Source organism: Ruegeria sp. D3 (assembly GCF_056534465.1).
Genome location: NZ_JBQFPK010000007.1, coordinates 76,230 through 96,022 on the forward strand (window position 1 = coordinate 76,230; position 19,793 = coordinate 96,022).

General features: G+C 55.9%; 18 protein-coding genes. 17 read left to right on the forward strand and 1 reads right to left on the reverse strand.

Annotated elements, in window-relative coordinates:
- The first annotated feature begins 83 nt into the window (after positions 1-83).
- From acuI to ACR0DX_RS11765, 13 genes are all read left to right on the forward strand, one after another.
- Positions 84-1,079: an acryloyl-CoA reductase gene (acuI, locus tag ACR0DX_RS11705; protein WP_170354119.1), complete on the forward strand. Its 996-nt coding sequence runs from the start codon at positions 84-86 to the stop codon at positions 1,077-1,079.
- 186 nt (positions 1,080-1,265) lie between these two features.
- Entirely contained in the window at positions 1,266-1,829 is a 564-nt protein-coding gene (gene frr / locus ACR0DX_RS11710) for a ribosome recycling factor (protein WP_170354120.1), read from the forward strand.
- Positions 1,830-1,836: 7 nt separating this feature from the next.
- The gene (locus ACR0DX_RS11715; RefSeq protein WP_170354121.1) at positions 1,837-2,568 is read left to right on the forward strand and encodes an isoprenyl transferase; all 732 of its coding nucleotides are present in this window, start codon (positions 1,837-1,839) and stop codon (positions 2,566-2,568) included.
- On the forward strand, positions 2,565-3,347 hold the full coding sequence (locus ACR0DX_RS11720) for a phosphatidate cytidylyltransferase (protein WP_170751126.1): 783 nt from the start codon (positions 2,565-2,567) through the stop codon (positions 3,345-3,347). Before ACR0DX_RS11715 ends, ACR0DX_RS11720 begins: the two co-directional genes overlap by 4 nt.
- Positions 3,347-4,519 carry a 1-deoxy-D-xylulose-5-phosphate reductoisomerase gene (gene dxr / locus ACR0DX_RS11725; RefSeq protein WP_170354123.1) on the forward strand — a complete coding sequence of 391 codons (1,173 nt, stop codon included), beginning with the start codon at positions 3,347-3,349 and terminating at the stop codon, positions 4,517-4,519. The genes ACR0DX_RS11720 and dxr overlap by 1 nt, the downstream gene beginning before the upstream one ends.
- Before the next feature lie 4 nt (positions 4,520-4,523).
- Positions 4,524-5,876: an RIP metalloprotease RseP gene (gene rseP / locus ACR0DX_RS11730; protein ID WP_170354124.1), complete on the forward strand. Its 1,353-nt coding sequence runs from the start codon at positions 4,524-4,526 to the stop codon at positions 5,874-5,876.
- 376 nt (positions 5,877-6,252) lie between these two features.
- Entirely contained in the window at positions 6,253-8,613 is a 2,361-nt protein-coding gene (gene bamA, locus ACR0DX_RS11735; protein ID WP_170354125.1) for an outer membrane protein assembly factor BamA, read from the forward strand.
- 7 nt (positions 8,614-8,620) lie between these two features.
- The gene (locus ACR0DX_RS11740; RefSeq protein ID WP_170354126.1) at positions 8,621-9,205 is read left to right on the forward strand and encodes an OmpH family outer membrane protein; all 585 of its coding nucleotides are present in this window, start codon (positions 8,621-8,623) and stop codon (positions 9,203-9,205) included.
- A gap of 72 nt (positions 9,206-9,277) precedes the next feature.
- A complete protein-coding gene (fabZ, locus tag ACR0DX_RS11745) occupies positions 9,278-9,751 on the forward strand; it encodes a 3-hydroxyacyl-ACP dehydratase FabZ (RefSeq protein WP_170354127.1) in 474 nt (157 codons plus the stop codon).
- A complete protein-coding gene (gene lpxA / locus ACR0DX_RS11750) occupies positions 9,748-10,533 on the forward strand; it encodes an acyl-ACP--UDP-N-acetylglucosamine O-acyltransferase (protein ID WP_170354128.1) in 786 nt (261 codons plus the stop codon). Before fabZ ends, lpxA begins: the two co-directional genes overlap by 4 nt.
- Before the next feature lie 4 nt (positions 10,534-10,537).
- A complete protein-coding gene (locus ACR0DX_RS11755; RefSeq protein WP_480846219.1) occupies positions 10,538-11,332 on the forward strand; it encodes an LpxI family protein in 795 nt (264 codons plus the stop codon).
- On the forward strand, positions 11,332-12,486 hold the full coding sequence (lpxB, locus tag ACR0DX_RS11760) for a lipid-A-disaccharide synthase (protein ID WP_170354130.1): 1,155 nt from the start codon (positions 11,332-11,334) through the stop codon (positions 12,484-12,486). The genes ACR0DX_RS11755 and lpxB overlap by 1 nt, the downstream gene beginning before the upstream one ends.
- Positions 12,487-12,490: 4 nt before the next feature.
- Entirely contained in the window at positions 12,491-13,066 is a 576-nt protein-coding gene (locus ACR0DX_RS11765; RefSeq protein WP_170354131.1) for a hypothetical protein, read from the forward strand.
- Between the two features lie 3 nt (positions 13,067-13,069).
- Here the strand turns inward: ACR0DX_RS11765 and mnmA are convergent, their stop codons facing one another.
- Positions 13,070-14,215 (reverse strand): tRNA 2-thiouridine(34) synthase MnmA, encoded by a 1,146-nt coding sequence (gene mnmA, locus ACR0DX_RS11770; protein WP_170354132.1) that lies wholly within the window; start codon positions 14,213-14,215, stop codon positions 13,070-13,072.
- Positions 14,216-14,343: 128 nt separating this feature from the next.
- Here mnmA and sciP point away from each other — a divergent pair, with 128 nt between their 5' ends.
- The 4 genes from sciP (at position 14,344) to recG (ending at position 19,774) form a co-directional block, all read left to right on the forward strand.
- A complete protein-coding gene (gene sciP / locus ACR0DX_RS11775; protein WP_170354133.1) occupies positions 14,344-14,637 on the forward strand; it encodes a CtrA inhibitor SciP in 294 nt (97 codons plus the stop codon).
- Between the two features lie 82 nt (positions 14,638-14,719).
- A complete protein-coding gene (ctrA, locus tag ACR0DX_RS11780; RefSeq protein WP_480846222.1) occupies positions 14,720-15,436 on the forward strand; it encodes a response regulator transcription factor CtrA in 717 nt (238 codons plus the stop codon).
- 124 nt (positions 15,437-15,560) lie between these two features.
- Positions 15,561-17,687, forward strand: a complete 2,127-nt coding sequence (ligA, locus tag ACR0DX_RS11785) for an NAD-dependent DNA ligase LigA (protein WP_170354135.1) — start codon at positions 15,561-15,563, stop codon at positions 17,685-17,687.
- Entirely contained in the window at positions 17,684-19,774 is a 2,091-nt protein-coding gene (recG, locus tag ACR0DX_RS11790; protein ID WP_480846224.1) for an ATP-dependent DNA helicase RecG, read from the forward strand. The genes ligA and recG overlap by 4 nt, the downstream gene beginning before the upstream one ends.
- Positions 19,775-19,793 lie beyond the last annotated feature (19 nt).

Genomic DNA, 19,793 nt, shown 5'->3' on the forward strand with positions numbered 1-19,793 from the left:
CCCCGCCGCTACGCGGCTCCCCCGAGATATTTTTCGCCAGGTGAAGAATTGGGCCTGGCTTTTCTGAAACGAGAGGAAATCAGATGTTTAATGCATTGGTGATGGAAAAAGACGACGAGAGCGGGCTGGCCAGCCCCGTGGTCAAACAACTTTCAACCGATGATCTGCCTTCGGGTGAGGTCACGGTGGCTGTCGAATATTCGACGGTCAACTACAAGGACGGACTGTGCATGTCGCCTAAGGGTGGCGGTCTGGTGCGCAATTACCCGCATGTGCCCGGCATTGACTATGCCGGTACGGTCGAGGCGTCCTCGGACGATCGCTATAAGCCCGGCGACAAGGTTGTGCTGACCGGCTGGCGTGTGGGTGAGGCCCATTGGGGTGGGTATACCCAAAAGGCTAACGCAAAAGCGGACTGGCTGGTGCCGCTGCCGGACGGGCTGGATACGCGTCAGGCAATGGCAGTCGGAACCGCCGGTTTCACCGCGATGCTTGCCGTTATGGCGCTTGAAGATCACGGCCTTAAGCCTGGCAACGGGCCGGTTCTGGTAACCGGTGCTGCGGGTGGCGTTGGCTCGGTCGCGACGGCGATCTTGGCGAACCTGGGTTACGAGGTCGCGGCAGTTACAGGCCGGGCTGAAGCGGGCGGCTATCTCAAATCTCTGGGGGCCACGACAATTGTCCCCCGTGATGACTTGAACGAGACAACCAAGCGCCCGTTGGAAAGCGAGACTTGGGCAGGCTGTGTTGACGCCGTTGGAGGTGATATGCTGGCACGCGTTCTGGGGCAGATGAAATACGGTGCGTCGGTTTCGGCTGTTGGTTTGGCGGGGGGCGCCGGGCTTCCAGCAACCGTCATTCCGTTCCTGCTGCGCGGTGTGAACCTGCTGGGCATCGACAGCGTCATGCAGCCCTACGAAAACCGTGTTCGTGCATGGCAACGCGTCGCAACCGACCTGCCGATGGACAAGCTTGAGGCAATGGTGCACCCCGCCACGCTGAGCGATCTGCCACAATTGGGCGCTGACATCCTCAAGGGTCAGGTCAAAGGCCGCGTTGTGATTGACGTAAACGCCTGATCCGGAACTTTATCCTGCGACCCGGCCGGACACGCCACTGGCCGGGCCACCTGCCATTTAATGACCGAGAAAAAGCCGGAAACACCTCTGGTCATTGGCACAATTCCCGAGCATCATTGCTATACATCCCGATTGTGATGGCTTATGAGCCTTTCAAACAGCACCTGAAGACGGGGAGTGAGCAGAATGTCTGACGATTTCGAACTGGACACCGATGATCTGAAACGCCGCATGGACGGCGCGATGGCGAACCTCAGGACCGAATTTGCGTCTTTGCGTACCGGGCGCGCATCAGCATCAATGTTGGAACCTGTTATGGTCGATGCTTATGGTTCGATGACACCGATCAATCAGGTCGGGACCGTGAACGTTCCTGAACCGCGGATGGTTACGGTAAACGTTTGGGACAAGGGCCTTGTCGGTAAAGTTGAAAAAGCCATTCGCGAAAGCGGGTTGGGGATCAATCCGCAACTGAACGGCACGATCATCATGCTGCCTATTCCGGAACTGAACGAGGAACGCCGCCGCGAACTGGGCAAGGTCGCCGGCCAATACGCCGAGCACGCACGGGTCTCGATTCGTAATGTGCGCCGCGACGGGATGGACCAGATCAAGAAAGCCAAATCGGATGGGATGTCGGAAGATGACCAGAAGCTTTGGGAAAGTGAAGTTCAGGACCTGACGGATGAGATGATCAAGGCCGTCGACGCTGCGCTTGAAACCAAGCAAGCCGAGATCATGCAGGTCTGACGGAACCATGCCTGATACCCCTCATACAGCGCCGATTGACGGCCCTCATCACGTTGCGATCATTATGGATGGCAACGGACGCTGGGCACAGGCACGGGGTAGGCCGCGACTTTTCGGGCATCAGGCCGGTGCACGACGTGTGAGGGATGTGGTCGAAGCTTGCCCGGGTCTCGGGATCAAATATTTGACTGTCTTTGCCTTTTCGACCGAAAACTGGAAACGGACGCAGGCCGAAGTTGCTGGCCTGATGAGCTTGTTCAAGCGGTATATCATCAAAGAAACCAAAACGTTGGCCCAAAACGGGATTCGGGTTCGCTTTATCGGTGACCGTTTGCGGTTGGATTCGAAGTTGGTCGACTTGATGGACACGCTCGAAGAGGCAACGAAGGACAACGACCTGGTACACCTGACCATCGCTTTGAATTACGGTGGGCGGGATGAAGTTGCGCGCGCAACGAAACGCCTGGCATTGGATGTGGCTGAAGGGCGCCTGAAGCCTGAAGACGTGGATGAAGAGACGCTACCCAAGTATTTGGATACGCACGTTCTTCCTGATCCGGATCTTGTCATCCGCACCAGCGGAGAAGCTCGGATTTCTAACTTTCTTCTCTGGCAGTCTGCCTATTCCGAATACGAGTTCATTGACACTCTGTGGCCGGATTTTACGGCCGAAGAACTGGAACGGCTGTGCCGAAGTTATGGCGCACGCGATCGCCGGTTCGGAGCGATCCCAGCATGAGCGAAGGCCGATGGTCTGATTTAACCGCGCGTGTGCTGTCGGCGGCTGTTTTGGTCGCCATAGGCGCTGTCGAAGTTTGGCTGGGCGGGCTTTGGTTCGAAGCCTTCATCGCGGTAGCCTGTGGTCTCATGACGTGGGAACTGGTCCGTATGGTTGACCCCGGCAAACCCGGTGTTGCGGTACAGCTTGGCGTCCTGACAGGCGCAGCGGTCGTTCTCAGCTATCACTTACCACCCTTATACACATTGCCGTTTTTGGCCGCGCCGGCTTTGGTTGGGGCAGGGCAGGTTAGTCGATCCAAGGGAACCTATGCGCTGTTCGCTTTCTGGATTGCAGCAGCAGGTCTTGGGTTCATCTCGATCCGCGAGAATATGGGCTTTGGTTGGATGATCTGGCTGATCGCCGTTGTCGTTGCCACGGATGTGGCTGGGTACTTCGTTGGCAAAGCTGTAGGTGGCCCCAAGTTCTGGCCCAAAGTTAGCCCAAAGAAGACGTGGTCCGGCACGGCTGGAGGCTGGGTTGCAGCAGCTATTGTCGGCGTTATCTTTGCCAGCTATGCCGGGTTTGGCTTGTTGTTTGTGGTTGTCTCGGTCTTGGCTTCGATGGCCAGTCAGGCCGGAGACATCATCGAAAGCGCCACAAAGCGGAAATTTGGCGTCAAGGACAGCTCGAACCTTATTCCGGGTCACGGAGGGTTTCTGGACCGTTTTGACGGTATGATGGGCGCTGCGCTGTTTGTTTTGATCGCTGGGATGCTCTACGCGCCAGGAGCCATGTAATGCGCAAGATTTCCATTTTCGGGGCGACCGGTTCTATCGGTCAGAACACAATTGATCTGATCAACCGCAACCCCGAAGCCTACGATATCGTGGCGTTGACCGGAGGCGCGAATATCGAGCGTCTCGCGCAGGATGCGCGCCGACTGAATGCCGATATTGCGGTGACCGCCCATGAAGACAAACTGGACGACTTGCGGGCCGCGCTGGACGGAAGCGGTGTAGAAGTCGCCGCAGGCGCGACCGCTCTGATCGAAGCCGCTGCGCGAAAATCGGATTGGGTGATGTCGGCGATTGTCGGGGCGGCAGGCTTGCCGCCGGGTTTAGAGGCGCTGAAACAAGGCGCTACGTTGGCTTTGGCGAACAAAGAAACTCTGGTGTGTGCCGGGTCTTTGGTGATGCAGACGGCCCAGAACCACAACGCGCGTTTGTTGCCGGTCGACAGCGAGCACTCAGCCGTTTTTCAAGCTCTTGTCGGCGAGGACATGGCGACGGTCGAGCGTATTGTCATTACAGCAAGCGGTGGTGCATTTCGGGATTGGCAGATCGCAGATCTTGCAGGTGCCACGGTCGAACAGGCATCAAGCCATCCCAACTGGAACATGGGTCAACGGATCACGATCGACAGCGCCTCGATGTTCAACAAGGCGTTGGAGGTGATAGAAACCAAAGAATTTTTTGGCGTCTCGCCTGATCAGATAGAAGTAGTTGTGCACCCGGAATCTATCGTCCACGCGTTGGTGGGTTTCGATGACGGGGCCGTTATGGCGCATATGGGCGCGCCCGACATGCGCCATGCCATCGGATATGCGTTACATTGGCCAGACCGACGTCACCTTCCGGTGGATCGCCTGAACCTCGCTAAACTTGGTCAGCTTAGATTTATTGAACCGGACGAAACGCGGTATCCCGCGCTGGCATTGGCGCGACAGGTGATGGAGCGCGGTGGCCTCGCAGGTGCTGTATTCAACGCTGCGAAAGAGCGGGCGCTTGATCACTTTATCGCGCGTCATATCGGTTTTCTGGCCATGGCAGACTTGGTCGCTGCAGTGCTGGACCGGTTTGACGCCGAAAATGGCCTTATTGATGCCCCTATGACACTTGATAACATACAGCAAACGGACCATTTGGCACGTAAGTGGGTAGATGAAGCCGTGACCCAAAGAGCAGGATAGAATTTTGGACGTATTTTCGCTGATCCCTCAGTTTGGTAATTTGCTGTACACCATCGGTGCGTTTGTGATCGCTCTGTCGGCGATTGTCGCTGTTCATGAATATGGCCACTATATCGTTGGTCGCTGGTCGGGGATACACGCCGAGGTCTTCTCGATCGGTTTCGGTCCGGTTCTTTGGAGCAGGGTAGACAAGCGCGGCACCCGGTGGCAATTCGCGGCTTTACCCTTTGGTGGTTATGTCAAATTCCTTGGGGACGCCAACGCGGCGTCCGGCAAGGACGAGACTGCTATGTCTGAAATCCGGGAACAAAGCCCAGAAGAGCTTCGACGCACAATGCATGGCGCACCGCTTTGGGCACGATCAGCAACCGTCGCGGCCGGACCGGTGTTCAATTTCGTTATGTCGATATTGGTGTTCGGGCTAATATTCCTGTCACAAGGTGTTACCAAAAGCCCATTGACCATCGGAAAGCTCTACCCGCTTCCTGGCACTGTTCAGGAACTGCGTGAAGGCGATGAGATTTTGGCCATCGAAGGTCAGCCACTGCCTGCGTTTGATGAGGGTGAATCGTGGACGGACTTTACGGATACATTGCCGGTCAAACCTGTTCTGGATTACACAGTCCTTCGGGATGATCAGACGCTGGATGTTGTCGGTCCTTGGTTGTATCCGCCCCTTATCCAGCAAGTTGCACCGCGCAGTGCTGCCATGGATATCGACCTGCAAGCCGGAGACGTCATCTACGCAGTCGACGGCGACCCCATCTATGCCTTTGAGCAACTTAAAGAACACGTGGAGCGGTCCGACGGCAAGGTTCTCTTGCTGGATGTGTGGCGCGACGGGGCCGAACTGGAATTTGCTTTGGCGCCGCGCAGAACGGACGAACCGCAGGAAGAAGGCGGGTTCGTGACTCATTGGCGTATCGGAATTGTCGGCGGCATGATGTTGGAACCCGAACGCGAGCCGGCTGGACTCATCACCTCCCTTAGCGGCGGAGTACAGCAAACACTGCGTATCATTGACGGGTCGTTGTCGGGTCTGTGGCACATGATTACGGGCGCAATCAGCACCTGTAACATGTCAGGTCCTATCGGAATTGCCGAAACATCTGGCGCGATGGCCAGTCAGGGCGCGCAAAGTTTCATCTTCTTCATTGCGGTTTTGTCCACGGCCGTTGGATTGCTGAATCTGTTCCCAATCCCTGCTTTGGACGGCGGACATCTGGTTTTCTATGCATACGAAGCCGTGGCGGGCAAGCCGCCCAGTGACGGTGCTTTGCGAGTACTGATGGGTGTGGGCGTTTCCTTGATCCTTGGCTTGATGGTCTTTTCCGTCACCAATGATCTGTTCTGCTAAATAAGGCGCAACCGACCTGCGAAAGCCCCATTCCTGCCTCATTTTGCGACTAACTTTCTGACGAGTTTGAATGCCGCAGAGGTAGCCATGACACGTGTATTGAAAGATTCGTACAGAAGCTTCAGCTGTCTGTTCACGCTGAACTGGGATTCAATTTTGTTTTTTGGAGCGACTGCATTAGCGCTGCTGGCATGCTGGTATCTCCTTCTCGCAGCCAATCTTTGCGCGGTCTGCGACACGTTGTTGTGATTCTTAACCAGCATCAGAATTAATATCACAGCGGCCCATCGGGCCGCTTTGCTTTTTGGCCTTTTGACAAGGAATATTAATCCCGCTACTCAGCATTAAAGTCCTAAATTTTTGGGTAGAGAAAAATATGACTGATAGGCGAGGCGCAGGCACATCCTGCGGGGGGCAGACGCAAGCAGACAACATTTTGTGGCGAGCGCTATCCGTAATTTCTTTTTGTGTTTTGTTGGGTTTGATGGCTGCACCGCAGTCCGCGCACGCCCAAAGCTTTACCATCAATTCGTTCGAGGTCGAGGGCAACAGGCGCATCGAAACCTCGACGATTATTACCAGGACAGGAATCGAACCCGGACAGACTGTCACTGCTGGAGAACTGAACGATGCCTTTCAGCGTTTGCTTGACAGTGGTGTTTTTGAAACAGTCGAGCTGACTCCGCGCGGCAATACTCTGGTGATTGAGGTCGAGGAATATCCGACCATTAATCAGATCAGCATCGAGGGGAACCGTCGCGTTAAAGATGACGTTTTGATCGAAGCCATATCGTCTGAGCCGCGTCGGGTGTTTACGCCGCAGGTCGCCGAAGCAGATGCGGACCTGATTGCTCAGATCTATTCAGCCCAAGGGCGTGTATCTGCCACGGTGATCCCGCGCATTATCCGCCGCAGTGATAACCGGGTCGATCTGGTGTTCGAGGTCGCTGAAGGTACAACCATTGAGATCGAGCGCGTCAGTTTTGTAGGCAACCGGGCATATACCGACCGCAGGTTGCGCCGTGTGTTGGAAACAAAACAGGCAAACTTCCTGCGTACCTTCCTGCGCGGAGACACCTTCATCGCGGACCGCATCGAGTTTGATCAGCAGGTCATTCGCGATTTCTATCTGTCGCGGGGCTATGTCGATTTTCGCGTCAACAGCACAAATGTCGAATTCACTCAGGAACGGGACGCGTTTTTTCTGGTGATGAACATCACCGAAGGACAAAAATTCTCGTTTGGACAGATTTCGACGGTCAGTGAAATTCCCGGCGTTGACGCCGCAGACTATCAGGCTGCTTTGAAGATTAAGCCAGGTGTCACCTATTCACCCTCACTGATCGAAAACTCGATTGCCCGGCAAGAGCGTCTGGGGATCAAGCAGGGTGTTGATTTCTTGCGGGTCGAACCGCGCGTCACACGCAATCCAAGCGATCTGACCCTGGATGTGCAATTTGTACTCACCCGCGGGCCGCGCATTTTTGTTGAACGGATCGATATCGAAGGGAATACAACCACGCTGGATCGGGTTATCCGCCGGCAGTTTGACACAGTGGAAGGTGATCCGTTCAATCCCCGTGAAATCCGGCAGGCCGCTGAACGTATCCGCGCCCTTGGGTTCTTTGCTGTGGCTGATGTTGAACCCCGCGAAGGGTCTACTCCAAGTCAGGTCATTGTTGACGTTGATGTGGAGGAACAGCCTACCGGGTCGCTTAGCCTCGGTGGTAGCTTCTCGGTCTCGGATGGCTTTGGTATCGCCGTGGGCTTGAACGAGTCTAACTTTCTGGGACGGGGTCAAAACCTTGGCCTTACCCTTTCAACGGCTCAGGACTCGGAGCAATACGTTGTCAACTTTACCGAACCCTACTTGCTGGGGCGTAGGCTGCGTTTTGACTTGGGGCTTGGTCTGGCAACAACCAATTCCAGCTTTGCCAGCTTTGACACCGAGCGTCTCTTCTTTGCCCCTCAGCTAAGCTACGCAATCGGTGAACTGTCGTCGTTGCGCCTTCGCTATAATTGGGAAAACAGCGAAATGACGCAGCAGGACGATGAAATAAACGGAGCTGTCATTGCGTCGGAGATCGCTCAGGGTGAGCGTTCGACCAGTTCTTTGGGCGTGTCTTATGTTTATGACAGCCGCCTTGGTGGCTTGAACCCCAACGCGGGCGTACTGTTTGAAGTTGGTGTCGATGCTGCGGGATTGGGCGGAGACAATGAGTTCTACAAAACCACCGCACGTGCAATCGCGCAGACCAGAGTTCTGAGTGAAGAAGTGGTGCTGCGGGCATCGCTTGAACTGGGCGCGCTTCATTGGACCGGAGATGACTTCAGCCGAACACTTGACCGCTTTGTCTTAGGCCCAAGCACGTTCCGTGGCTTCGAGCCGTCGGGTATTGGCCCACGTGACCTGTCCAATGGTCAAGATGACGCGATCGGTGGGAACTATTACTGGGTCGCGCGGTTTGAATCCGATTTTCCCCTTGGCCTGCCTGAAGAGCTAGGTCTGCGGGGTGGTGTATTCTACGACGTGGGCAACCTGTACAATCTTGACGACGTGAACACAGCCGGCGCCGACATTGTGGGTGAGGACGGGTCGATCCGACATGTCATCGGTGTGTCCGTTCTTTGGGACACCCCGTTTGGTCCGCTGCGCTTCAACTTCTCGAAGGCACTGGTGAAAGAGGACTTTGACCAAGAGCAGAGCTTTGACCTGACCATTCAGGCGCGGTTCTGATAAGGCGATGTCAGACTTGATACAGTCTAAGCTGCAGGGCCCTTTATGGGCCCTGTGCGTTTTGCTGAGTGCATTTTTCGTTTCTGCGACACAGGCACAGCAACTCTCGGTTCCATCGTCGACGGTTTTGACCATCTCAAGCGAGCGGTTGTTTGCGGACTCGGAATTCGGTCAGCGCGTTTTGCGTGAGATCGAGGCCGAAGGAACTTTGCTGGCGGAGGAGAATGAGCGGATCGTCGTCGAACTTAGTAAAGAGGAAAAGGATCTGACGGAACTGCGCACGCAAGTGACTCCAGAAGAGTTCCGTCCCTTGGCCGAGGCGTTCGACAACAAGGTTCAGACACACCGCGATGGACAACGCGCCAAGCTGGACGCTTTGTCTCGCAGAAGTGAAGAAGCGCAGCAATTGTTCTTTGAAACGATCCAACCAGTCCTGATCGACCTGTTGCGTGAGACCGGGGCCACGGTCATCATCGAACGGTCGAGCGTTTTTCTCAGCTCGGACCGTACGGATGTGACCGAGACAGCCATCGCGCGGATAAACGCCGCGATCGGAGACGGTCAAGCGCTAGAAAGCCAAACTGACGAATAGGTTTGCTTGCCCTCAAGGCGCGGTGTTGCTAACCACGCGTCAAACAGCAATCCAGTACGGGACGACGATACGATGACGACGGAAACCAAGAGCGCAGACATACAGCTGATCCAACGGATCTTGCCGCATCGCTATCCGTTTTTGCTGGTTGACAAAGTCGTTGATATTTCCGGCTATCAGTCTGCTGTCGGGATCAAGAATGTCACAATGAACGAACCCCATTTTCAGGGTCACTTTCCCGGCACTCCGATCATGCCCGGCGTTACCATTGTTGAAGCGATGGCGCAGACTGCAGGTGTAATGCTGGGGGTGGGTATGGATGTGATCGACAGCGAGCTGTTGATCTACTTCATGAACATCGACAAGTGCAAATTCCGCCGCAAGGTGGTTCCGGGCGATGTGCTGGAAATGCATGTCGAAACCGTGCGGGGCAAAAAGGGCGGGAAGATCTTTAAGTTTGCAGGTCGCGCGACTGTAGATGGCGAAGTGGCCGCCGAAGCTGAATTCTCGGCCTATGTAGACTGGGACATGGAAAAGACGACATGAACGGCATCCATCCAAGCGCAATTATCGAAGACGGCGCGCAGATTGGTGAAGGCTGTATCATCGGTCCGTTCTGCTATGTCGGTGCGCAAGCCAAGCTGGGCGAGCGCGTTGAATTGAAATCGCATGTTGTTGTCACAGGCGACACAGTCATCGGTGATGAGACCGTTGTGTTCAATTTCTCGGTCATTGGAGAGATCCCGCAGGACCTGAAGTTCGGCGGCGAGAACACGCGGCTGGAAATTGGGAAACGTAACCGGATCCGTGAACATGTGACCGTGAACACTGGAACCGAGGGCGGTGGCGGCGTAACCCGGATCGGCGATGACTGCCTGTTGATGGCCGGTGTTCATGTGGCGCATGACGTGCAGATTGGCAATCGGGTCATCATGGTGAACCACGCAGGAGCCGCCGGACATTGCATCATCGAGGATGACGTGATCGTGGGCGGTATCTCGGGCTTGCATCAATGGGTGCGTGTCGGGCGAGGGGCCATTATTGGTGCGCTGACCATGGTGCCAAATGACGTCATTCCCTACGGTTTGGTTCAGGCACCGCGGGGCGAACTGGACGGGCTCAATTTGGTCGGCCTGAAACGCAAAGGCGTTTCGCGGGAGGATATCTCGGCTCTGCGTGCCGCGTTCAAAGAGCTGTCGACCGGAGACGGGACGTTCATGGAGCGCGCGCATCGCGTCGGTTCCGAAAATGAGAGTGAATATGTCCAGCGGATCGTGGATTTCGTAACCGGGCAATCAGATCGTTCCTTCCTGACCCCGAGGAAATGAAACGATGCTGGCATTGATCGCGGGAACAGGTGCTTTGCCCGCCGAGGTGGTTGCCCAACTGACTGAACGTCCTGTCATCTGTGCGATGGAAGGGTTTCCACCAGATGTTCTGGATACCAATGTCACCTTTCCGCTCGAGCAGTTGGGGACTTTCATTGCAGATTTGAAAGCGCGTGGCGTAACGCAAATCTGTATGGCTGGCGCGGTCCAACGACCAGCGATTGATCCCAGCCGTATCGATGCTGCAACCATGCCTTTGGTGCCCATTTTGCAGCAGGCCATCATGTCTGGTGATGATGGCGCGTTGCGCGCCGTGATCGGGATCTTCGAGGATGCGGGCCTTGAGGTCCGCGCCGCACATGAAATAGCCCCCAATCTGCTGCCTGGACTTGGGTCACTGACCGAGGCCCGGCCATCAGAGGCGGACCTAACCGATGCCGATCGCGCAGCAGGCATTGTGCGTGCCATGGGCGCTGCGGATATTGGGCAAGCCTGCGTTGTCTCGAAGGGACAAGCGCTCGCAGTTGAGGGGATTTTCGGCACAGCCTGGATGCTGCAATCTCTGACGCAACGACCGGATGCAGGCGGGGGTGTTCTGTTCAAGGCCCCAAAACCCGATCAAGACCGTCGTGCGGATTTGCCAGCGATTGGGCCGGATACGGTCTCGGACGCGGTCGCCGCCGGTTTAGCGGGGATTGTCATCGAAAAGGGTGGGGTGATGGTGCTGCAACGCCAACAGGTCATTGCCGAATGTGACCGGTTGGGTCTGTTCCTTTACGTGCGCGAGCGGACCATCTGATGCGTGTTTTCGTGGTCGCCGGTGAACCCTCGGGCGACCGCTTGGGCGGCGCTTTGATGGAGGGGCTGCGCACCCTTGAACCTAAGGTACAGTTTGACGGGGTTGGCGGCCCTTTGATGCAAGCGCAGGGTTTGGACAGCCGTTTTCCAATGTCGGAACTGTCGGTGATGGGGCTGGTCGAAGTGCTGCCCAAATTCTTCCATCTCAAACGCCGTATTGCCGAGACTGCGCAGGCGGTTCTGGATACAAAACCCGATGTTCTGATCACCATCGACAGCCCAGACTTTTCGCTACGTGTCGCCAAGTTGGTCAAGGCGCAAAGCAACATCCGCACGGTTCACTATGTGGCTCCCAGTGTTTGGGCGTGGCGTCCGGGGCGTGCGGACAAGATGGCCAAGGTGATCGACCACGTGTTGGCGCTGTTACCGTTCGAGCCGCCCTATATGGAACGCGCGGGTATGGAATGCGATTTCGTCGGGCACCCTGTCGCCAGCGAACCTGTTGCAACCAACGACGAGATCGCGGCGTTTCGCAACGCCTATGATTTAGCAAATTCGCCGCTGGTGCTTGCTTTGCCCGGCTCCAGGCGCGGTGAGGTTGACAGGCTGGCTCCGGTCTTTGGTCAGGCTTTGGCCCTGTACTTGCAGGACCGCCCAGATTCGCGCATCGTGGTGCCGGCTGTGGCGCATATGGTTGATACCGTCCAAACCCATATCCAGAACTGGCCGGGCAACCCGGTCGTTGTCGACCCGCGTGACATACCATCGGACAAGGCGGTCTCTCAGAAACGGGCTGCCTTCGCCGCTGCCGATCTGGCATTGGCCGCGTCAGGCACCGTATCGCTGGAACTGGCGGCACAGGCGACGCCCATGGTTATCGCCTACCGGCTCAGTTGGTTGACGCAGAAAATGGCCGAACGGATGGTGAAACTTGATACGGTTACGCTGGTTAATCTGGTGTCTGAAACCCGCACGGTGCCTGAGTGCCTGCTGGACGAGTGTCAGCCAGAGAAAATTGCGTCGGCATTGTCAGGCGTGGCCAATGCTCCGGAGGCGCAAAAACATGCGATGGATTTGACCATGGACCGGCTTGGGCGAGGCGGCGAGGCACCCGGCCTGCGCGCTGCCCGTGCCGTCTTAGAAAGAATGCGCTGAACCGATGCTAGAGCATCTGCTATTCGCAATTTCCGCGGCTTTGGTCACGGTGTCGACCAATCTGGACAATCTGGCGGTATTACTTGGTCTGATCGTGGTGGTCAGCGCGCGTCGCGCTGCGATGGGCTTTATTATCGCCCAACTCGGTATTCTGATCGTGTCGCTCGCCATTGCCAGCGGGCTGAGCCAAACTGGCATACTGTCGTGGATCGGCTATCTGGGCGTCATTCCCTTGGTTTTGGGCCTGCGCGGTCTCTGGCGGCAATTCACCCTACACGGCTCGACTGAGACGCAGGATTACAGTCACGTCTCGTCAATCATTGCCCTGTTCCTCAGCCTATCCATCGACACATTGGCTGCAATGACCCCGTTACTTGCCGATTCAACCACGACGTTTCGACTTGCTGCTTTGATCGGAGCGGTTGTCGCCATTCTGGGGGTTTCCGCAATCGCCGTGATAGGGGCGCCGCATGCGCAAAGCCTTGCGCCACGTTTCGCACGGCTTGAGAGGATCACACCCTATGTCATGATCTTGGTCGGTCTTTATATTTTGCTTAACACGCCAACCGACGTACTTTAGCAATCAGTACCCGCGCCAGATCCAACCGCCGCCGAAAATCCGGCTTCCCTCGGACGCATAAAACACACAGGCCTGCCCCGGCGAGACACCTTCTTCGGGGGTCAGCAACTCGACCTCGGCCGTCGTGTCCGAAAGCGGGCGCAGGATCGCTTCGCGCGGGGGACGGGTCGAGCGGACTTTGACCTTTAGGTGCCATTCGTCGCGCGAGGTAAAGGGCTCATCCCCCAGCCAGTTGATCTCGCGCACGGGGATGGTGCGGGTGGCCAGCAACTCTTTGGGTCCAACGACGACCTGCTTTTTGTCCACGTCCAGCTTAACCACATAAAGCGGCTCAGTCAGACCACCTATACCCAGGCCGCGCCGCTGCCCGATCGTATAATGGATCACACCGTCATGCTGCGCCAACACGCGGCCATCGGCATGAACAATCTCGCCGGGTTCAGCCGCACCGGGGCGCAGCTTTTCGATGACGCTTGCGTAATTGCCATTGGGCACAAAGCAGATGTCCTGACTGTCGGGCTTATCCGCTACTGCCAGCCCATATTGCGCAGCCATGTCACGTGTGGCGTCCTTGGACGGCAAGTGTCCCAAGGGAAAGCGCAGAAACGACAACTGTTCGGGTGTGGTCGAGAACAGGAAATAGGACTGGTCGCGGTTCGCATCCTCGGCGCTGTGCAGTTCCGGGCCGTTGGGGCCCATTTTGCGCTGAATATAGTGACCGGTGGCCATGCAGTCGGCTTCAAGGTCCTTGGCGGTTTCCAGCAGGTCCTTAAACTTCACCCGCTCATTGCAACGGATGCAGGGCACCGGGGTGGCACCGGCCAAATAACTGTCGGCGAATTCGTCAATCACCGCGTCCTTGAAGATGTTCTCATAGTCCAGGACGTAGTGGGGAAAGCCACGTTCTTCCGCCACACGCCGCGCATCGTGGATGTCGATACCCGCACAGCAGGCGCCTTTCTTGGCCAAGGCCGCGCCATGGTCATAGAGCTGCAAGGTGACGCCGACCACGTCATAGCCCTGATCGGCCAGATGCGCTGCCACAACGGAACTGTCCACGCCACCTGACATAGCGACAACCACCCGCGTTTCCGAGGGCGGTTTGGCAAAGCCAAGCGAGTTCAGCGGGGTCTCGGTATCGAGGGCCATGACGATTCCAGTGCGGGTTAAGAAAGACCGGCAGAATATAGGAAAATTCTACACATTCTCAAGGGGCGGTTTCACCGCACATTAAGTAGGGTGGTGTCAGCTTTGTTGCAGCAGAAAAGGTTGGAAAGATGTATTTGCACAAAGTTGAAGGGCCACGCTCCGTAACCCTGCCGGATGGAACGGTTTTATCCAGATCGGACCTACCTCCGGAAACCACCACACGTTGGGTCGCGTCGCGAAAAGTGATTGTTGTACGTGGCGTCCTTTATGGGTTGATCACCTTGGCCGATGCCAAAAAACGCTATGGGCTTAGTGATGAAGAATTCAATTCGTGGGTTTCCGCGGTCGCAGAACACGGAACAGATGCTTTGAAGGCGACCGCATTAAAAAAATATCGACAACCTAAAGATGAAAGTGAATAAATGATTCAACGGTAACGTCGGATTAACCATTTTTGAGCAGGTTTGATTTGAATTGGTAAATTGAACCGGATTGGAGCAGTAAATGCGTATACTTCTTGTCGAGGATGATCCCACAACATCGAAGAGCATCGAGTTGATGCTGACCCACGCGAACCTGAATGTCTATGCGACGGATCTGGGCGAAGAGGGGATCGATCTGGCCAAGCTTTACGATTATGATCTGATTTTGCTGGACCTGAACCTACCGGACATGAATGGCCACGAAGTTTTGCGGCAGCTGCGCATTGCGCGGGTGGAAACGGCTATTCTGATCCTCTCGGGTGCCGACGATACCGAAAGCAAAATCAAAGGCTTCGGATTTGGTGCTGACGACTATATGACCAAGCCATTCCATCGGGAAGAACTGGTGGCCCGTATCCACGCGATCATCCGGCGCTCAAAAGGACATTCGCAATCCGTTATCCATACAGGACGTGTCGCCGTTAACCTGGATGCGAAAACGGTAGAGGTCGAAGGGCAAACCGTTCACCTGACAGGCAAAGAGTACCAAATGCTGGAGCTTCTGAGCCTTCGTAAAGGCACGACGTTAACCAAAGAGATGTTCCTGAACCATCTGTACGGCGGAATGGACGAGCCGGAACTTAAGATTATTGACGTCTTCATCTGCAAACTCCGCAAGAAGCTGAGCAATGCAACCGGCGGAGAAAACTACATCGAAACCGTCTGGGGCAGGGGTTATGTGCTTCGCGATCCGCAAAGCAACAGTATGGATGACCGCCGACTTGCCGTCGGGGCCTGACTTTTCCCAAAACATCAGCCGCTTTGGTTCGGGGCGGCCTGCTCACTCGCTGAACAGCACATCTGGACCTGACCATGGCCTCGCCCTATCACTGAGGTCCAAGAAGACGTGACGGGGCGAGGCCATGAGCAATTCAATTCCGGTTTCAGAGCTGACAGAAGGTCAGGCGCAGGCAGAGCTTGCGCGGTTGGCAGAGCTGATTGCACAGGCAAACCAAAAATATCATGCAGAAGATGCGCCGGATATTTCCGATGCGGAATACGACGCGCTCAAAGCAAGAAACTCTGCCATTGAGCAGAGTTTCCCACATCTAAAACGTTCCGACAGCCCGTCAGAGCAGGTCGGTGCGCGCCCGGCTGATGGATTCTCAAAGGTGACACATGCGGTTCGCATGATGTCCCTTGGAAATGCCTTCGAAGACGGGGATGTCGCTGATTTTACACGCTCGATTCGGAAATATCTCGGACTCGACGATGCTGTACCCGTGGCATTTACTGCCGAACCGAAGATCGACGGGTTGTCATTATCACTGCGCTACGAGAATGGGGAATTGGTTCAGGCGGCGACGCGTGGCGACGGCGAGGTTGGTGAAAATGTTACGGCCAATGCGCGTACTATTGCAGACATTCCGCATGTTCTAAAAAATGCACCAGAGATTCTGGAGGTACGCGGCGAAGTTTACATGTCGCACGCTGATTTTGACGCACTGAATGCACGGCAGGCCGAGGCAGGGGACAAGACTTTTGCCAATCCTCGGAACGCGGCCGCCGGGTCTCTCCGGCAGTTGGATGCATCGATCACGCGCGCACGACCGTTGCGATTTTTTGCATATGCATGGGGCGATCTGTCTCAACCATTGGCGACGACGCAGATGGCGGCGATTGAGCAACTGGCCGCTTACGGTTTTTCAACAAACCCGTTGACCGCGTTATGCGACACAACCCGGCAGATGCTGGACCACTATCGCGATATCGAGGCTCAGAGATCGACTTTAGGCTACGACATTGATGGAGTTGTCTACAAGGTAAACGACCTCTCGCTGCAAGCGCGTCTTGGGTTCAGATCCACCACACCAAGATGGGCAATTGCGCATAAGTTTCCGGCGGAACTTGCTTGGACCCGGTTAGAGGCTATCGATATTCAGGTTGGACGCACTGGGGCGCTTAGCCCGGTCGCTCGGCTGCATCCGGTCACCGTGGGCGGCGTGGTCGTGTCCAATGCGACCTTGCACAATGAAGACTATATCGCTGGGCGCGATGCAAAAGGAGGGACCATTCGCGACGGCAAGGATATTCGCGTCGGAGATTGGGTTCAGGTCTATCGCGCTGGGGATGTCATTCCAAAAGTGGCTGACGTTGATATAGCTAAACGACCAGCCAGCGCGGAAAAATTCATCTTCCCGACGCGATGCCCCGAGTGCGACAGTGATGCAGTGCGTGAGGAAGGGGATGCCGTCCGGCGCTGCACAGGTGGAATCGTTTGTCCCGCGCAGGCCGTTGAAAAATTGAAACATTTTGTATCTCGCAAGGCGTTCGATATCGAGGGGTTGGGCGCCAAGCAAATAGAAATGTTCTATGATGACCCGGATCTGCCGATCAAAACTCCGGTCGATATCTTTACATTGCAACAACGGGATTCTGCGAACCTTAACAAGCTGGCAAACAGAAAGGGTTGGGGCGCACAAAGCGTCGGTAATCTTTGGGACGCCATTGATGAAAAGCGGCGCATTCCGTTTGGTCGCCTGCTATTCGCGCTCGGTATTCGACATATGGGAGAGGCCGCCTCGAATCTTGTGGCGAACCATTATGGCGCTTGGGATGAGTTCGAAGTTGCAATCACGGCAGCCAGCAGCTTTGACGGGCCTGAGTGGGAAGACCTGTTGGCCATTGATGGCGTGGGTGAGGTCATGGCCAGGGCTCTGGTCTCAGCTTTCGCGCAAGTGGCAGAACGTGAAACGATTGATTCACTCGTTGCCCAGCTGGACGTTGAGGATGCAAAACGCCCCGATACAAGTGGCAGCCCCGTCGCCGGGAAAACTGTCGTTTTCACAGGGACGTTGGAAAAAATGACCCGAGCCGAGGCCAAGGCCCGGGCAGAGGCATTGGGTGCCAAAGTATCTGGGTCTGTCAGTAAAAAGACCGATATTCTTGTGGCGGGACCAGGAGCCGGATCGAAGGCAAAGAAAGCTGCCGAACTTGGCATTCAGACCCTTGATGAAGATGGCTGGTTGCAACTGATTGGTTCGGCATGAGTGGTCGTCCTGAACTTCTGTTTCCCTTATTTGCCCGTTTGGAAACTTTAGACGGTGTCGGCCCCAAAATTGCGCAAAATCTAACGCAATCTGGTGTCGAAACTCCGCGCGATGTTCTATTCGGGCTGCCTTACGCGGTTGTCGACCGGCGCAGAAGGAAAACGATTCAGGGTGTCGATCTGCCAACTACACTGACGGTTGAGGTAACCGTTGGTGTGCACCGCCCATCGCGCAACAAGGGCGGTGCTTACCGCATCCATGTCGAGGATGCGCAAACGGAATTCCAGTTGGTCTTTTTCCATGCACGTGGCGATTACCTCAAGAAGGTGCTGCCAGAGGGCGCGCGCAGGATCATTTCGGGTAAGTTGGAGTTGTTTGATGGAATGGCTCAGATGGTTCATCCCGACCATATCCTGCCCATCGAAAGCGCTGGTGACATTCCCGAGTTCGAACCGGTATATCATTTGACGCAAGGCGTGAAGCAAAAAGTCGCGTTCAAGGCGACCCGTAGTGCTTTGTCCCGCGCTCCCGCTTTGGACGAGTGGATCGACCCGGCTCAGGTGGGACAGCAGGAGTGGCCAAGTTGGATCGATGCAATAACAGCTGCGCATGGACCAAACGGGGCCGACGATGTGTCCGCGCATGCTCCCGCGCGGCAAAGGCTGGCTTATGATGAGCTGTTTGCGCATCAGGTAACGCTGGCACTGGCACGGCAACGCGAACGCAAGGCCCGCGGTATTGTGAGCATCGGCACAGGGCGATTACAATCCAAGGTTCTGCAAAACCTGCCATACACTCCGACTGGTGCGCAGATGCGGGCGATCGACGAAATCACTGCCGATATGGCCTCTGATGCGCGTATGAACAGACTGTTGCAAGGCGATGTCGGAGCCGGGAAGACACTGGTGGCGTTCATGGCGTTGTTGGTGGCCGTCGAAGCCGGTGGTCAGGGTGTCATGATGGCACCGACCGAAATCTTGGCGCGACAGCATCTGGAAGGCTTGCGCCCGCTGGCGGAACAGGCTGGTATCGTGCTTGAAATCCTGACCGGACGCGACAAAGGGGCCGAGCGGCGCGCCAAGTTGGCGGCGCTGCAACAGGGGAACATTCATATCCTTGTTGGTACACATGCGGTGTTTCAAAGTGATGTAGAGTTCAACGCGCTGCGGTTGGCGATTGTGGATGAACAGCACAGGTTTGGGGTGCGTCAGCGAATGGAACTGTCTGAGAAAGGGCAGGGCGCGGATGTATTGGTCATGACGGCCACCCCTATCCCGCGCAGCCTTGCTTTGGCGCAATATGGCGACATGGACGTTTCGGTTCTTGACGAAAAACCACCGGGTCGAAAGCCCATCAAAACCGCCATCGTCAGCACCGATCGGATGGAGGAAGTTGTCAGCCATCTGCGCCGTGCCATCGACGAAGGTCGTCAATGCTATTGGGTTTGTCCATTGGTAGACGAATCCGAGGTCTCAGACCTGACTGCGGCTGAAGAAAGGTTCAAGCGGCTGCGCGACCTACTGGGTGAAGATGTGGTCGGTCTGGTACATGGCCAGATGCCCGCTGCCGAAAAAGACGCCGCGATGAAAACCTTTCAAGAGGGTCACACCAAAGTTCTTGTGGCGACGACTGTTATCGAAGTCGGGGTGAATGTCCCGAACGCCTCGATCATGGTGATCGAGCGCGCTGAAATTTTTGGACTCGCCCAGCTACATCAGTTGCGGGGTCGAGTCGGGCGAGGAGAGGCGGATTCGACTTGCTTGTTGATGTACCAAGCGCCGCTGAGCGACGGGGGACGCAAGCGGCTAGAGGTACTACGCGAGACAGAAGATGGGTTTCGAATTTCCGAGACCGATCTGCAAATGCGCGGCGCCGGTGATCTGATCGGCACGGCGCAGTCTGGTCTGCCTAAGTTCAGAATTGCCGATCTTGAGCGGCAAGCCGGGTTGATGGCGATCGCCCAAAGCGATGCCCGGAATTTACTGGGTAAGGATCCAAAACTTACGACTAAACGGGGCAATGCCGTTCGCGTTCTATTGTGGTTAATGAAGCAGGATGAAGCGATCCTTTTAATTTCAGTGGGTTAACAATAAAGTTCGCAAATGT

Excerpts from the sequence above, each read along its gene's own strand:
- acuI (WP_170354119.1), top strand. The coding sequence starts at position 84 with ATGTTTAATGCATTGGTGATGGAAAAAGACGACGAGAGCGGGCTGGCC.
- frr (WP_170354120.1), top strand. The coding sequence starts at position 1,266 with ATGTCTGACGATTTCGAACTGGACACCGATGATCTGAAACGCCGCATG.
- ACR0DX_RS11715 (WP_170354121.1), top strand. The coding sequence starts at position 1,837 with ATGCCTGATACCCCTCATACAGCGCCGATTGACGGCCCTCATCACGTT.
- ACR0DX_RS11720 (WP_170751126.1), top strand. The coding sequence starts at position 2,565 with ATGAGCGAAGGCCGATGGTCTGATTTAACCGCGCGTGTGCTGTCGGCG.
- dxr (WP_170354123.1), top strand. The coding sequence starts at position 3,347 with ATGCGCAAGATTTCCATTTTCGGGGCGACCGGTTCTATCGGTCAGAAC.
- bamA (WP_170354125.1), top strand. The coding sequence starts at position 6,253 with ATGACTGATAGGCGAGGCGCAGGCACATCCTGCGGGGGGCAGACGCAA.
- ACR0DX_RS11740 (WP_170354126.1), top strand. The coding sequence starts at position 8,621 with ATGTCAGACTTGATACAGTCTAAGCTGCAGGGCCCTTTATGGGCCCTG.
- fabZ (WP_170354127.1), top strand. The coding sequence starts at position 9,278 with ATGACGACGGAAACCAAGAGCGCAGACATACAGCTGATCCAACGGATC.
- lpxA (WP_170354128.1), top strand. The coding sequence starts at position 9,748 with ATGAACGGCATCCATCCAAGCGCAATTATCGAAGACGGCGCGCAGATT.
- ACR0DX_RS11755 (WP_480846219.1), top strand. The coding sequence starts at position 10,538 with ATGCTGGCATTGATCGCGGGAACAGGTGCTTTGCCCGCCGAGGTGGTT.
- lpxB (WP_170354130.1), top strand. The coding sequence starts at position 11,332 with ATGCGTGTTTTCGTGGTCGCCGGTGAACCCTCGGGCGACCGCTTGGGC.
- ACR0DX_RS11765 (WP_170354131.1), top strand. The coding sequence starts at position 12,491 with ATGCTAGAGCATCTGCTATTCGCAATTTCCGCGGCTTTGGTCACGGTG.
- mnmA (WP_170354132.1), bottom strand. The coding sequence starts at position 14,215 with ATGGCCCTCGATACCGAGACCCCGCTGAACTCGCTTGGCTTTGCCAAA.
- sciP (WP_170354133.1), top strand. The coding sequence starts at position 14,344 with ATGTATTTGCACAAAGTTGAAGGGCCACGCTCCGTAACCCTGCCGGAT.
- ctrA (WP_480846222.1), top strand. The coding sequence starts at position 14,720 with ATGCGTATACTTCTTGTCGAGGATGATCCCACAACATCGAAGAGCATC.
- ligA (WP_170354135.1), top strand. The coding sequence starts at position 15,561 with ATGAGCAATTCAATTCCGGTTTCAGAGCTGACAGAAGGTCAGGCGCAG.
- recG (WP_480846224.1), top strand. The coding sequence starts at position 17,684 with ATGAGTGGTCGTCCTGAACTTCTGTTTCCCTTATTTGCCCGTTTGGAA.